The organism is Pedobacter endophyticus, from assembly GCF_015679185.1.
GTDB classification, from domain to species: Bacteria; Bacteroidota; Bacteroidia; order Sphingobacteriales; family Sphingobacteriaceae; genus Pedobacter; species Pedobacter endophyticus.
Genome location: NZ_CP064939.1, coordinates 638,515 through 653,496 on the forward strand (window position 1 = coordinate 638,515; position 14,982 = coordinate 653,496).

At 43.1% G+C, this 14,982-nt stretch carries 8 protein-coding genes; 1 reads left to right on the forward strand and 7 read right to left on the reverse strand.

All coding sequences use genetic code 11. The features are described 5' to 3' along the window. Positions 1-70: 70 nt before the first annotated feature. The gene (gene ctlX, locus IZT61_RS02655) at positions 71-982 is read left to right on the forward strand and encodes a citrulline utilization hydrolase CtlX (protein ID WP_196099656.1); all 912 of its coding nucleotides are present in this window, start codon (positions 71-73) and stop codon (positions 980-982) included. A 356-nt stretch (positions 983-1,338) separates the two neighbouring features. On the opposite strand, the gene IZT61_RS02660 is transcribed toward ctlX, so the two are convergent. The 7 genes from IZT61_RS02660 to fucP all read right to left on the reverse strand — a co-directional run bounded on the left by IZT61_RS02660 (position 1,339) and on the right by fucP (position 14,554). Beyond that, positions 1,339-2,358: a zinc-binding alcohol dehydrogenase family protein gene (locus tag IZT61_RS02660; RefSeq protein ID WP_196099657.1), complete on the reverse strand. Its 1,020-nt coding sequence runs from the start codon at positions 2,356-2,358 to the stop codon at positions 1,339-1,341. 180 nt (positions 2,359-2,538) lie between these two features. Beyond that, complete coding sequence (locus tag IZT61_RS02665) at positions 2,539-3,327, reverse strand: SDR family oxidoreductase (RefSeq protein WP_196099658.1); 789 nt, start codon at positions 3,325-3,327, stop codon at positions 2,539-2,541. A gap of 165 nt (positions 3,328-3,492) precedes the next feature. Beyond that, positions 3,493-5,787, reverse strand: coding sequence for a DUF5703 domain-containing protein (locus tag IZT61_RS02670; RefSeq protein WP_230383825.1), 2,295 nt, complete (start codon positions 5,785-5,787; stop codon positions 3,493-3,495). Positions 5,788-6,033: 246 nt separating this feature from the next. Continuing rightward, complete coding sequence (locus IZT61_RS02675; protein WP_196099660.1) at positions 6,034-7,461, reverse strand: sialate O-acetylesterase; 1,428 nt, start codon at positions 7,459-7,461, stop codon at positions 6,034-6,036. A gap of 86 nt (positions 7,462-7,547) precedes the next feature. Then, positions 7,548-9,569, reverse strand: coding sequence for an aceric acid hydrolase (locus IZT61_RS02680; RefSeq protein WP_196099661.1), 2,022 nt, complete (start codon positions 9,567-9,569; stop codon positions 7,548-7,550). 264 nt (positions 9,570-9,833) lie between these two features. Then, positions 9,834-13,262, reverse strand: a complete 3,429-nt coding sequence (locus IZT61_RS02685; RefSeq protein WP_196099662.1) for a glycosyl hydrolase — start codon at positions 13,260-13,262, stop codon at positions 9,834-9,836. After that, the gene (fucP, locus tag IZT61_RS02690) at positions 13,262-14,554 is read right to left on the reverse strand and encodes an L-fucose:H+ symporter permease (protein WP_196099663.1); all 1,293 of its coding nucleotides are present in this window, start codon (positions 14,552-14,554) and stop codon (positions 13,262-13,264) included. Before fucP ends, IZT61_RS02685 begins: the two co-directional genes overlap by 1 nt. Positions 14,555-14,982: the final 428 nt, after the last annotated feature.

Genomic DNA, 14,982 nt, shown 5'->3' on the forward strand with positions numbered 1-14,982 from the left:
TTATAAAACTAAAATATCATTTCAGGCGTTGTGCTACCTTAAACCTTACGCCTTTTAGCTTTTACCTTAAATGCAGACAACCAATCACCTTTTAATGATTCGCCCGGTTGATTTCAAATTCAACGAACAAACAGCGGCAAACAATAAATTTCAAGAAGCGTCAACCGAAAACGACGTTCAGGATCGGGCCTTAAAGGAGTTTGATGGGTTTGTGAAGTTGTTAAGCGCAAACGATATCGATGTTACGGTAGTTGACGATACTTTGCAACCTGAAACACCTGATTCTATTTTTCCGAATAATTGGATCTCACTTCATGATGACGGATCAGTTTACCTTTACCCCATGTTTTCGGAAAACCGTCGTTTGGAACGGAGAAAAGAAATCATCGACGGCTTAAAAGAAAAATTTGAAGTAAATCATGTCGCCGACCTCAGCTTCTACGAGCAGCAACATGCGTTTTTAGAGGGAACGGGAAGTATGGTTTTAGATCGTGATCATAAAATCGCTTATGCAGGTTTGAGCGTTCGCACGGATGAGGAGGTGTTAAATAACTTTTGCATGCTTACGGGTTACGAGCCTGTATCATTTCAAGCAGTTGATGGCGCAAATTTTCCAATTTACCATACCAATGTGATGATGTGCGTAGGCGATCGGTTTGCTGTAGTTTGTTTAGATTCGATACCTGATCAGGAAGAAAGACTAGCAGTAACACTGAGTTTAACGAGCACAGGCAAGGAAATTATTGCTATCAGTTTAGATCAAATGAACCATTTCGCTGGAAATATGTTGCAGGTAGCCAACACAAGTGGCGAAAGTTTATTGGTTATGTCAGAACAAGCTTATTTGTCGCTTACTGAAGAACAAGTCACCGTGCTTGAAAAGTATTGCCGCATTGTTTATAGCCCGCTTTATGTTATTGAGCAAAATGGTGGTGGAAGCGCACGGTGTATGCTTGCTGAAATTCATTTACCTGCTAAATGATATAGATGACCGTTGACTGAAGTCAACGGCAATGAAATACAGGGTGCTAAGCCGTTCCTCGAATCCCCTCAAGGCGCTTAATTTGCAATCCGCTTGTCAATTCATTGTTATTTCACCGTTGACTGAAGTCAACGGCAATGAAGTACAGGGCATCACTGGCTATGAACCTCAATCAGAACATCGTCATGCTGAAGAATAATTTTTGTACAAAAAGATCAATGAGAGTGATGTTGTTTATTAGAGAAGAACTACTAGAAAAGGTCGTCATTTCGAGCGCAGCCGAGAAATCTCTTTCACTTCATTGCCGTCAGTTTCAACTGACGGTCCAAAAGTCAGCAATGATGGGAACTTATCAGCTACTCCTCCATTTTCACCATTGCCTTAATCACTCCATTTTTAGGATCTAACCAGCTTTCAAATTCATCTTTCACATCTTCAAACTTTACCTGATGCGTAATGTAGTTTGTAGGGTTCACAGAGCCCGCTTTCATTGATTTGATGACATGCTCAAAATCTTCGATGGTTGCGTTTCTGCTGCTCATCAAAGTTGATTCCCTTTTATGAAACTCGGGGTGATTAAAAATCAAATCGCCTTTTTGAAGGCCAATCAATACAAATCTGGCACCATGAGCCATGTAGTTTATTGCGTTGTTTATCGCTTTCTGATTGCCCGTTGCATCAATTACAACGGTTGGCATATCGCCGCCGGTAATTTCGCTAAGCTGTTGGGTTACGTCATCATTAAGCGCATTTACCACGTGTGCAACCTTAAGTTTTTCCTTACAAAATGCCAAACGGTCTTCGTTAATATCCAAAGCAATCACATTTGCTCCGGCAATCCGGGCAAATTCCATTGTTCCTAAGCCAATTGGTCCGGCGCCGATTACGAGCACACACTCTCCCGGTTGAACATCTGCCCTTCGAACGCCGTGTGCACCAATCGCCAAGGGTTCTACCAAAGCAAGCTCATCATAAGTTAAGCCCTCGCCATGTAAGAGCGTCTTTGAGGGCACCTGCAAATATTCTCGCATGCCGCCATCAACATGGACGCCACAGACCTGCATGTTTACACAGCAATTCGGTTTGTTCATGCGGCAGGCGATGCACTTACCGCAGTTAAAATACGGGATAAAAGTAACGGCCTCTCCTATCTCAAAACCGTCGGCGCCATCGGCTTCAACCAATTCGCCAGAAAGCTCATGACCTAAAACACGCGGATAATTAAAGAACGGTTGTGTGCCTTCAAAGGCGTGTAAATCGGTTCCGCAAATGCCAATCCGTTTTATTTTAATGATGGCGTGATCTTTCTTCAATTCAGGTTTTTCAGTTTCCGAATAGTCAAAAGTTCCGGGGATGGTACAAGTTAGGGTTTTCATTTAATGATAATTGTTCTCGGGTTAATTGGTGAATTGTTGAAATTGGTGAATTGTTGAATTGTTGAATTGTTTGCTAATTGCCTATTGCCCATTGTCTATTGCCCATTGCTAATTGCCTATTGCTAATCGCCCACTGCTGATTGCTGATTGCCTATTGCAAATTGCCCACCTGCAAACTATCTATGCATTCGCTAAAGCCCTATCTAAATGCACATAACCGCCATCAACGTATACAATTTGCCCAGTAGTATGGCTCGATTTTGGCGAAATTAAGAAAGCAACTGTATTGGCTATTTCTTCGGCAGTTGTCATTCTGTTCTCCAACGGAATTTTAGAGGTAATTTCCTTTAATTTTTCCTCCGCATTTGGTAAAGTCTCAATCCAGTTGGCATATTGAGGCGTCCAGCATTCGGCAACCACAACCGCGTTCACACGGATACCATATTTCAATAGCTCAACGGCCCACTCTCTTGTTAACGCATTTCGTGCGCCGTTCGATGCCGCATAAGCCGAAGTATTTCCTTGTCCGGTTTCGCCCGTTTTAGAAGTAATATTTACGATTGCACCTTTACTTTCGATCAGTTGAGGCAAGGCATAGTGAGCCAACAGGTAATAATGTACTACGTTTCGGTGCAGAGAAGCCATAAAGCCCTCGTACGAGCCATTTTCTAAACCGATTCCGTCGTTCAAACCTGCGTTGTTCACCAAAGCATCTATGCGGCCGAACCGTGCAACAATTTCCTTAATTACTTTTTCACATTCTGTGGGCTCCGATAATTCGGCCACAAATTGAGCCGCTTTTCCACCGTTTTGCTCAATTAGCTCAACAATTTTTTCATTATCGGCCGCTTTCCTGCCTACAATTACTGCAATGGCGTCTTCTTGGGCCAAAACTTCTGCAATACCTCTACCAATGCCCTTTGCGGCACCTGTAATCACGATAACTTTTTCTTTTAATTCTAAATTCATATCTTTTTTTTAATTATTGAATTAGAGAATGAGTAAATTTTGAATGAGTGAATTTTGAATGGTAAATGTCTTGATGCTATTCAGCTGATTTAAGGTTTCCTAATTCAGTCAATCAATCATTCTTTCAATCAATCATTCTCTCATTCAGCCACTCTCTCATTTAAATCATTCTCTCCCAATCATATTTATTACATCCGCTCTTCTAGCTTCGGGTACAACCTTTAAGTCTGTTAAATTACCATTTTTTAATTTACCCTCCACTATTGTTTTGTAAGGTGCATGCAACTTAAAGTGAACATCCCAATCTTTTGGCCATGCTGGAAACAAGTAAATCTTTTTACTATCAACCTGCATTAACATTTCCTGTAAACCAATCATTCCAGATCCGCCCCAATTGTGGTCGGGAGTCCAATCGAAGCCCGGCCCCCAAAATGCAGGAAACCTTCGTCCCGAATCTTTCATTTTGGCCGTGGTTAACTTTGCCGCTCCATCGGTCAACCCTAATCTGGCCGCGAAAATATTATCTTGTTTCCACCCTACATGGCTTCGGAACTTTAGCACGTCCGTATCGTATTTAAACGTATTTATTGCCGTATCCAAACCGGGTTTGCCAATACCATAAAGCCCCCAAGGGTACACGGGATATAACTGCGGACTTTCGGTGTTGTTAATTCGTTCCCAAAGTTTTGCAGGCGATATCGTGGTGTGGCCATCAAAGGTTCTAAAATTTATCGGCGGGATCAACTTCAACATCTCGCTCCAAGCGGCTTTTTGTTTTTCGGCTGTGCCCGGGCGTTCGATCAATCTTTCTAACACTGTTTTTAAGGCCGCAATGGTTGATGTTGAGTTATAGGCCATTTTATACGTTTCGGCTCCCGAACCGGGGTACAAAACCAAATGCCCATTGGCATCTAAACTTTTTGCGCCCCTTTGCTTGGCTAAATAGGTATAATGTTCCTTAAAAAAAGTGAGCGAGCTTGCTATCAAGGGGAGATACTCGTCGATGTTGTTGCCATTATACCGCTCGGTTTCTAAAATCATCATGCAAAACTCTAAAACCGTATCCCACTCGTATTCAAGCCATGCATTATGTTCCATGCCCTTGTTAAAATCTGCCGGGCGTTTCCAACCATATTCAGCAGGGTTCGGCAAACCAAAATTTTCCAGTTGTTCGGTAAAGCTTGCGCCCTGATGCCCCCAAGCGGCTTCTGTTCTAATTTCTGCATTTTTCAGGTTATGGAGATAGAAATCAAATTGTGGCTTCATCATCTCAAAATCGCCGCTCTTTAGCATTGGCCAATATACCAAACGCTGGTTTTGCGCAGTGTGCGTCCCACCGCCCCAATTCCTGAAATCAGGCGTGTATTTAAGCGTAGAGTCTGTAAGCTTAGGATCGAACGTAAACAAGCCGCCGTTAAATTTCGTGGGATAAGAACCGAATGCATTGCAACCCAGCATGTACCTAAACAATTGATAATTTTGGGCGGTTTGATTGGCGGCTTCATCTTTAGAACGGATAAAAATGAAGCTTCTTTTCCAATACTCATTCCACCATTTTATACTTGCTTTATGGTTGCTTGCCCGAGAAATTTTGTTCAAATCCCTTTCCCAAATCGCTATTGATCCTACTTTCGAGGTATTTAAGGCAACGGTAATCTGAGCAGAATTAGATGGCTTTTTGGTTTTGATTGTCCAACCGTTAAATGGGGTACCCAAATAAGTTCCTGTGTAGTTTCCTGCTGCAACCATGTTATCGCCTTGCATTACACCGCCGAAAATCAGGTTTTTCAACGGATTCATTAATTCAGATTTACGATCTTCTAGGCCTTGTTGCTTTACGGCCACATCGAAAACAGTTTCAGGTTTATTCTGATGATAAAACTGAACCGCGTTGTTGTTAAAAGCTATTTCATCCCTACGGGTTTTTACAATGCCCTGTGGTGCCCATTTGTACGAATTTTGATTGTTTTCCTTGCCTTTGGTGATTCGATCTTCAAAGCGCCAACTTTCGTAACTTGCCTCGGTTGTTATTTTTTGATTGGAACTTACATCTAAGTGAATCACGGGATTAAAAACATCAACCCAAACGTTAATCTGAGCATTCAGCTTGCCATTTGTGCCCGAAATTTGGGCGTAACCATCGTTAAGGATGAGTTCTTGTTTAAAGGTTTCTCCCGCAAATGGATTTGGGCTCAATTTTAGCTTCACACGCCCGAGCTTAAGCAAGGTATTATTTTCGTCAAATGTTCCGCTCTTGGATAGGTAGAGGTACACTTCGCCACGCTCTACCCACAAATTTAAACCGATATCGCCCCCGCCAACAGGCATCGATTCGGCGGAATTTTTGCTTTGGGAAGTCCAAAGAACATTTTGTTGTGCTTGCGTCGAAGTTGACCACAAAAACACAAAAAGCATGAAGAAAAAACTTCGGATTTTTAGGTGCGAAATAGTCGACCACATCAGATATATAAGAATGTTTAAATTCTTAATCAAAATATTTGTAGGCCTTTGTTTCTTGGTGGTATAAATCATTAATCCAATTAATTTTTCTATGCATTAATTAAAAAAGTCGTCATTGCGAGGCTGGACATTTGCGATCCGAAGCAATCTTTTATTTCTATTCCTATAGAGATTGCTTCACGCCACCACAAATGCCATTTCTTCGTTCGCAATGACGAATTCTATCAAACAGCGCATTGCCGAGTACTATTTCTCCCAATCATCGGTTCTGAAAGATGAAACCGGCAAGCCATCGTTTCCGAATAAGTCGCCTGTTACGAAATCATCAAATGCATAGCGAACCGCAACCGGAGCTTTCACTTCATCTGCCGAAACCGTTATGCTACTGCCTTTTATGGTTGCTTTTGCTGGATAAAATTTTTGATCAGCGCCTGCAATTTTAAACAAAGACAATTCATTGCCGAACGACGTTAGCCCATTTGGTACGTTGTTAAACTTTATAATTGCGCTATTGTTTTCTATCGTCATCGATTCGTAGCCCGGGCTTACAGCGCCGAAGCCATTGATGCCATAAGTTTGTGAAAGTGCCAGATAGGCCAGCCGCTCACCACCCTGTCTTTTATTTGCCGGATGAATCGATTTTTCTTCTCCGATATCCAATAAAACGGCCATCCCCGAATTGGGAATTTTGGCGAGTGACTTTCGTTGGGCATCTCGCAAGAAGGCAGAATTGTATTTCCCGCCAACGTGGTAAGGCGGCAACTGAGCATAATTGTAGGGCGCAATTTGAGCATAATAGAACGGAAAGTTGCCATTATCCCAATTTTTTCGCCACGATGCTACCATGGCCGGAAACAGCGCTTCATAGCGATCAGGGCGTTCATAATTTGATTCTCCCTGATACCAGATTGCACCCTTTATTGTATAGCCGATTACCGGGAAAAGCATGCCGTTGTATAGCGTTGTGGGCGTTCTGCTTACTTCTTTAATCGGATCGCCTTTTAACGGAATTTTTACCTCTGGAAAGGCTTTCAAATCTTCGGGCGACATCCACGCTTCAATGGACGAGCCGCCGTAACTATCGTTGATCATTCCGATCGGAACGTTTAACAAGTCACTTAATAAAGCGCCGAAATAATAAGCGGTTGCACTGAAATTGGCAACGGTTTCTGGTGCTGCCAGTTTCCAAGGCGAGGGCTTGCTGTTATCTTGCCGCTCGGTAACCGACGACCGGGGAACGGTATAAAGTCGCAATGATTTATTGGTCGATCTTAAAATGGCCTCGTTTGAACCGATAATCGGCTGCCCCTTGAAACCTTTCATCGGCATTTCCATATTCGATTGACCACCGCAAAACCATACTTCACCAATCAGCACGTCGGTTAAAACCAGTTTTTCGCCATCGTTAAATTCAATCTCGTACGGTCCGCCTGCGGCTGGAGTTGCTACCTTTGTTCGCCATTTTCCATTCTCATCGGAAATAACGGAATAGTTTTCCTTATTCCACGAGGTGGATATTTTCACTTTGGTTGATGGTTTCGCCCAGCCCCAAATGGCCACATTGCTTTGTTGTTGCAGCACCATGTGATCGGTAAAGATTGATGCGGGTTTAACCGTTGCCGATGCGATGATGCAGCAGGCAAGGTTTAATAACAAGAGGATTTTTAGTTTCATTTTTTCTTTTTTTTGCCGTCATTGCGAGGCACGAAGCAATCTCACTCACCAAATAAGATTGCTTCGTGCCTCGCAATGACGATTGTTTACCTACTCACCGGCAGCCATACCGACATTTCTGAATGCCCGCGGTTTCCCCAAGCAAAGTAAGGCACCAGCTTAATTTCTGTTTCTGTGTTTTTATTCGCAATTGGCCTGTAAAGCACATTTTTCCAACTATTCGGTGCTAAAATTTTTGCATTGCCAACCAAGCTCATCATTTCTGCACCATCAATAGTAATGGGCTTAGCCTCAAATTGCGTAGTTGTGGGTACAAATGCATTGAAAATATCTTTTCCCGGCAAATCAGTCGATTCAAGGCAATAAACAACCGGACCGCGTTTTACCGCGATTTGATTTCTATTTTCTTCTACCAAGGGATTCGCCTCGATCAAGGTAGCTTCCATTGGAAGATTTAACTCCACAATGTCGCCTTTTTTCCAAACGCGGTTTAGCTCCGCATAAGTTCCGGAATTGGCTTCAACTTGTGCTGTTTTTCCATTTACCGACAGCTGAGCGTTGTGCGCCCATGATGGGATTCTTAAAAACAGTGAAAACGCTTTGTTGCCTGTTTTTTTAAGGATGATTTTAATCTTGCCATCCCATGGGTAATTGGTTTCTTCAACTAATGAAATCTGCGTTCCATCAGCTAATTTGGTTGTTAAGTTGTTACCGCCGTATAAGTTGACCCACAATCCTTTATCGGAAATGCTGTAGGCATAATCACTTACCTCGGCAATGGTTCGCACAACGTTGGGCGGACAGCAGTTGGACAGCGCAATATAAGGTACGCGATCTTTAGACCAGCGTTGCTTGAAAGGTAAATCATCAGATTGTGCCAGCGGATTGGTGTATAAAAACTTCTTTCCATCTAGGCTAATGCCCGACAAAACACTGTTATGCAAGGCCAGTTCCATTACATCGGCATACTTGGCGTCGCCCGTAATTTGCAGCATTCGCCAGTTCCAGAGTACGTTGCCGATGTTTGCGCAGGTTTCGTTATGGGCGGTGAAATTTGGCAACTGGTAATCGCGACCAAAAGCCTGATGGATTTTTTGCACATCGGTAGGATTGTAGGAAGTTCCATCGGGCGAAGTGCCGTCGTAAAGGGAACCGCAACCGCCCGTGATGTACATTTTATGCTGATTTACATCATCCCACATCAGGTTTAGGGTTTTCAACAAGGAATCTTTTCCTGTTTCGGCGTACAAATCGGCCACACCTGCATAAAGGTAATTGGCCCTTACGGCATGCCCCATCGCCTTGGTTTGCTTTAAAAATGGGATTCTATCTTGATTATCGTCTGTTCCATCATCAATTTTACCTTTTATGGCGATCAAGTGTTTAGCGAGTTCTAAATATCGTGAATCTTTTGTGGTACGATACATTTCTACTACGCCCATGTAATGCGATGGGCAAATGGCGTTCCGAGCCAGAGTGGGCGAAGCGGATTTATAAAAGTTGTACAGATAATCGGTTGCTTTTTTGGCGATGTTTAGCAGCGTCGTTTTGCCCGTAGCACGATAATGAATGCAGCCCGCTGTCATTAAATGGCCAATATTGTAGGCTTCGAAGCTTAACCGATCTTGAAATTGATTTTTATCGCCGGTTTTACGCTGCTCAATCATTGCTTTGGTGTAAATGTAGCCATCTTCGCGTTGCGATTTACCAATTACTGCAATGGCATCATCCATCATTTTAGTCAGTTTCGGGTTTTTGGTCGACGCGTACAGCACCGCCACAGCCTCTAAGGTTTTGTAATAATCGCCATCGTGGAAAGACGGGCCAGCGTGCGAGCCGGTATCTAATCCGGCGGCAATCCTGAAATTTTCGAAGGCGTGACTGATTTTTGGATCGTTGTAAATGGCCCACATATTCGGCACCATGGTTTCAGCCGCCACTTTAAATCGATCTGCCCAAAAGCCTTTCGTCCACGTTACATCGGTCATATTGATGCTGTGCAACTTGGCGTAAGGTGAGGCCGAATTGTTGACCAATGCTTTATCTTGGGCCTTAACCTGCAAAAAGGCTGTGGCCAAAGTGATGATGATTGCAATTTTTTTGATCATGTTCTTTTATTATTATTAATGATCAGTTTTTACACTGAACTTATTTTTTTATCATTCTGAACGCCTGAATGCGAAAGGCTAGAACGCTAACCATGAACGGTCGTCATCCTCAGCTTGACTGGGGATCTTAATGCTACGGCTTCTGCTCTCGCGTTAAGATTCCCACCTGCGCGGGATCCGATAGCTATCGGATGACGACCGACTTAAAAACGTCACCTGCATTGATTTATTCAATAATCTACCTCGGGATGACAACAGCTAATTTTATTTCTCTTCCACCTTTAACACCACAGGCCCTAACAACCCTGCTGGGTTTAACGGTTTACCCTCCAATCGGAAAGGTGCAGTCGTATTTGTAATTCGTTTATCCTGAGTTAATTTACTATCGCCAATTAAACGGTTAGCCCAAGTGTTTGTAACTTCAATTTCGATCTTGTTTTCGCCTTTTTTTAAGGCTTTGCTAATCTCCAACCGATGCGGTGTAGTCCATAAGGTACCGCAGTTTATCCCATTGATTTTAACTTCAGCAATGCTCGCGAATTCGCCTAGATCAATCCACACTTTATCTTTCGCGTTACCATTAAAAATGAAGTTCTTGGTATAAACCGCCGTGCCCGAATAGTATTTTACCGAACTGTCAGCGTTTTTTGTCCAGTCGCTTAATTCGTTGAAGATAACTTGTTTTAATGGCCCTCCGTAGGCTGTATCAAATTTCGCTTGCCAGTTTCTGGAGATATCTTGAGTGGTCTTAAAGTTGCTCCAATTCGACCCGGCTTGCAATTGTTTTGATTCGGTTTGCTTTTCGAAGATCACGAACACCGATCCATTTGCTGGTAATTTTAAAACAACCTCCGTTCTTCCATTGTAAATAGACCACTGATTTAACGGTATGGTATCATTGGTAACTGGATCATAAAGTTGCGGCACCCTCCCACTTATCCTGAATGAAAAATTTAATACACGCTCTTTATCCTCCTGATTTGAAATGAAGTATATTTCCTTAGTAGAAGTTTCTCTATGTACGTAAGCCACGTTTTTTGCCTGCTGAAAGACAGAACTGACTACAGATGGTAGATAGCGTACTGCTAAATCCTTTTCAACTCCAAACGGCGTAAAATCATCAGCATAAAATGGCGCTTTAATCACTTGCCCAAGGCCACGTTTCTTCATTATTAAGGAATAACCATTGCCTTTTATGGTCTCAAAAGCTCCGCCCCAAATTTCATTTACAACTTGATCAAAATATTTTGTATTAACTTGCTTTATATCATATTGATACAAGGGTTTATCTGCAATAATCACTTTAGCTCCCGCATTAACAAGTGCTGAGAGTTTTTCAAGGGTTTCGTAGCTAATAAATTGATAATTCGGATTCATTTTCATGTCGCCCGGAAAAACCAAAACTTTATAACGTGCGCCACTTGCAAAAACCACTTCACCATCTTTTACTGTCGCCGTGCTTAAGGCATCAGGATTGAAGCTATCGTATGCGTAGCCACGCAAAGGATTTACCCAGTTCTCGGGATCGGCCATGTTTGCTGAATGTGTTACGCCAGCAGGAATTTGCCGTAATGGCTCGCCCACGTTTGCCAAACGCTTCTTTTCGGCCTCCACTACATCGGCACCAAAAATACCCGGTAAGGTACTAACCAGCCTGTTGGGCAACACAGATCGGCGGGGCAACTCTTCTCCGGTAAAAACGGCGATATCTACAACGGGCTTGCCTTGCTGCAATAGGTTTTGCGTTCGGGTGGCGTAGTCTATCCATGCCTTGCCTGCTTTCCACCAAGTTTGATCACGTTGAAAGTACAAGCCAACGCCATCTAATGTTACTCCGGGTTTACGGTCGGTAAATGGATTTTGTACAAAAACGTGGTAAACCAGTTTATTTATTCCCAAGGCGTAATTTCGATCCTGCAAAGTCTTCATATTGCTGGGATTTTCGTTCCAATCCATGCGTACCGTTGTAAAAGCTTCGGCCTGAACGATGTTTTTACCGTAGATGTGAGCGCCCGAAATAGCATCGAGCATATCGTTTGGTTTATCGTGGGTGGGACTATTGAGCCAAAACTCGCCCATGGGCACATCAACCGTTTTGTAGTGCATTAAGCCGTCGCTCATCATGGTTGGCGCAATACTTTCGGCGGTAAAGGTTACGCCTTGCTCCTTGGCCAGCTTCGCCAACGTTTTGTAAAACTGATCGACAACAAGTTCAGAAATGGTTTTTCGAATGTCGTACAGGAAGTTTTCGGATAGCGATGCGCTTTCGACTGGCAATCCTGTCATTATGGCTAAATAAGGTGTTAAATCGTAGCCTCTGCGCTTTAAAAACTCGGCCTTAAATACTGGCGACCAATTTTGGCTGCCACATTCCCAACTATCTACATGGAAAACGCTTAATACTTTCTTGGCAATTTCTGGCCCGCCATGCTTTATGGCCTGCCCATACCAGTTATCGAATTGGAGCTTTACGGCTTCGGGATTAAATTTATCGCATTCTAAGCCCATTCCACCGCCTGCAGTAGCATTGGTATGTCCGGTGGAGGTATGTCCAACCCTTAAAATGGTCCAGTTGCCTTTTGGAGCCTTCCAGTTTAAGGTTCCGTCTGCGGTAAACTTGTTGGTTAAGTTGATGATTTTATTGAGCGGAACGCACAGGCTCTTCGCTATTTGTTCGTCGGTGGTTCTTTTACTTACCCGCCAAACTGAGCCGTTTTTGCCCTCAAATTGATTAATCTGTGCCGCAGAACTGAGCTCGAGATTTACAAGCTTTAAGGTTGGCTTCCACTTGGCTGCATCTAAATCCTCTGCACCGGGCTCGGATCCTTTTTTATCGTAAACGAACCTGAAAAACCTCGCCGTTGTGGGTACAATGGAGTGCGTTACATCTTCATCGGTATCTTGCCAGCCGTGCCGAGGCGGCGCTAACCGCCCGATTGAACGGAAACGCTTCCCGTCATCGCTCACCTCAATGGCTAAGCGTTGCGCCTGGTAATTATTCCCGCTGATTTTTATCGTTACCGTTCGGCAAGTGAACGGCTTCTCAAACTCATATTGGATGTAACAGGGCTCGTTTGCAGTAAAGTTTTTCTTATTGCCGGGCTGCACCAATCTAGTAGCATCGGCACCGTTGCTGGCGGTAACTTTCGGTACGATGGTTCGGGTTGAAACTCCTTCTCCAATCGGCGATGGGTAGGCATACACCGCAATATCTTGATAATAATTTTCCTTTGTTTGGGGTTGAGGTAAAGTTATTTTACTGGTTGGTTTGCTAATATTTATCTTCGACCAAACTACTTTCTGCATGGAAAGTTCGGGCGTAATCCAAGGTCCGCCGGCAAGGGCAAAGCCATCGCTTACATGCATACCGATTTTTAAATCGAGACGCTTAGCCTCGCTCATGGCAAACTCGACTAATTTCCACCATTCGGGCGTAAGTTGAACCGCAGGAGGCGTGTAAACGGGCGTTTTATCGGGCCCTTGTATGCTCATCAAATATGCACCGGCAATTCCATTCGATTTCATCGCCTCTAAATCGGCCGTAATGCCAGCTTTTGAAACTGCTCCCTTAACCCAATACCAAAATACCCAAGGCTTTGCATTTTCATTCTGCTGTGCAGAAACGCCTGTTGACAATATAATACTGATCAACAGGAAAAAACATATAACCTTGTAATATTTCAATCTTTGCATTATTTATGAGCGATTTTGTAACCTCTGATTCCGAAATAGAGCACGAACAAGAAGCAAACTAATGGAATAGTGTAGCCGATTTGAATATCATCACCATATAAGTCGATTAGGGTTCCCATACCAAACGGTAGGATTGCGCCGCCAACGATGGACATAATTAACCACGACGAACCGGGTTTGGTGTCGTCGCCAATTCCTTCTATTCCTAAGGCAAAAATTGTTGGAAACATAATCGACATAAAGAAACCAAGTCCTCCCAAAGCATACACCACGTAAGCGCCTTGACCTAAAATAGCCACCAAACATAGCAACACAGACACTACTGCATAAATTGTGAGTAATTTGTTCGATGAAACGAATTGTAATAAAGCTGTTCCTGCAAAACGACCCAGCGTAAACAATAAACCATATATTGCTAAATAAGATGCGGCTGTTTTTTCGTCGAATCCGCCACCTTGTTCTGCCATCCTGATAAAGAAACTCGTTACGCAAACTTGTGCGCCAACATAAAAAAATTGCGCTATTACTGCCCATTTCAGGTGCTTGTGACGTAATGCGCCAAAAAAGCTTCCTTTTGCCTCTCCGTCTATACTTTTTGTTTTAATCTCGGGAAGATGAATGAAATAAAATATTACAGCGATAACCACCAAAATAACTCCCAAGGTGATATATGGTGTTTTTACGGCTGCTGCTTCTTCGAGAAAGTAATTATTTCGGTTGACTTCTGTCATAGCGGCCAACTCGGCCTCCGTATGCGATTTGCCAGAAAGGATAAACATACCGCCGATAACGGGTGCAATCATTGCCGCTAAACCATTGAAGGATGCTGCTAAATTTAGACGACTGGTAGCCTTTGCAGGATCGCCCAGAACGGCTGCGTAAGGATTTGCCGAAGTTTCGAGCATGGTTAATCCGCAACCGATAATGAAAAGGGCAATCAAAAATGTGATATACGATAGGTTATTTGCTGCCGGAACGAAAAGGAAAGCGCCGAAAGCAAAGGCCAGTAGCCCGGCAATCATCGTTGCTTTATACCCCCATTTCTTTAAGATCATTCCCGCTGGAATAGCCATTAAAAAATATGCGAAAAATACAGCAAAATCCACTAGCGTCGATTGTCTGTTGTTTAGATTACACGCTTTTCTTAAATGGGGAATTAATATCGAATCGAGATTATGTGCCATCCCCCAAAGGAAAAACAGACTGACTACAAGTATAAAGGGCAGTAGATACTTCCTACCAGCTGATGGATCGCCTTCAGCTACAATTTCTGGTTGTGTGTTGTGGTTCATTATTATATTTGGTTTATTATTGGTTCATTAGTCATCGGATGAATACCTAACCCAATCGCTAGATTCATCCGATGACTTAGTTCATTAGTTCTTTAGTCATCGGATGAATACCTAACCCAATCGCTAGATTCATCCGATGACTTAGTTAATTAGTTCATTAGTTCATTAGTCATCGGATGAATACCTAACCCGATCGCTAGATTCATCCGATGACTTTATTTCATTAGTTCATTAGTCATCGGATGAATACCAACACGCTCGCTAGATTCATCCGATGACTCAGTTCATTAGTTCATTAGTCATCGGATGAATACCTAACACGCTCGCTAGATTCATCCGATGACTTAGTTCATTAGTTCATTGGTCATTAGTTCATTAGTCATCGGATGAATACCTAACACGCTCGCTAGATTCATCCGATGACTCAG

What these genes read in the sequence shown, in the direction of transcription:
- ctlX (WP_196099656.1), top strand. Translation starts at nt 71, where the DNA reads ATGCAGACAACCAATCACCTTTTAATGATTCGCCCGGTTGATTTCAAA.
- IZT61_RS02660 (WP_196099657.1), bottom strand. Translation starts at nt 2,358, where the DNA reads ATGAAAACCCTAACTTGTACCATCCCCGGAACTTTTGACTATTCGGAA.
- IZT61_RS02665 (WP_196099658.1), bottom strand. Translation starts at nt 3,327, where the DNA reads ATGAATTTAGAATTAAAAGAAAAAGTTATCGTGATTACAGGTGCCGCA.
- IZT61_RS02670 (WP_230383825.1), bottom strand. Translation starts at nt 5,787, where the DNA reads ATGTGGTCGACTATTTCGCACCTAAAAATCCGAAGTTTTTTCTTCATG.
- IZT61_RS02675 (WP_196099660.1), bottom strand. Translation starts at nt 7,461, where the DNA reads ATGAAACTAAAAATCCTCTTGTTATTAAACCTTGCCTGCTGCATCATC.
- IZT61_RS02680 (WP_196099661.1), bottom strand. Translation starts at nt 9,569, where the DNA reads ATGATCAAAAAAATTGCAATCATCATCACTTTGGCCACAGCCTTTTTG.
- IZT61_RS02685 (WP_196099662.1), bottom strand. Translation starts at nt 13,262, where the DNA reads ATGCAAAGATTGAAATATTACAAGGTTATATGTTTTTTCCTGTTGATC.
- fucP (WP_196099663.1), bottom strand. Translation starts at nt 14,554, where the DNA reads ATGAACCACAACACACAACCAGAAATTGTAGCTGAAGGCGATCCATCA.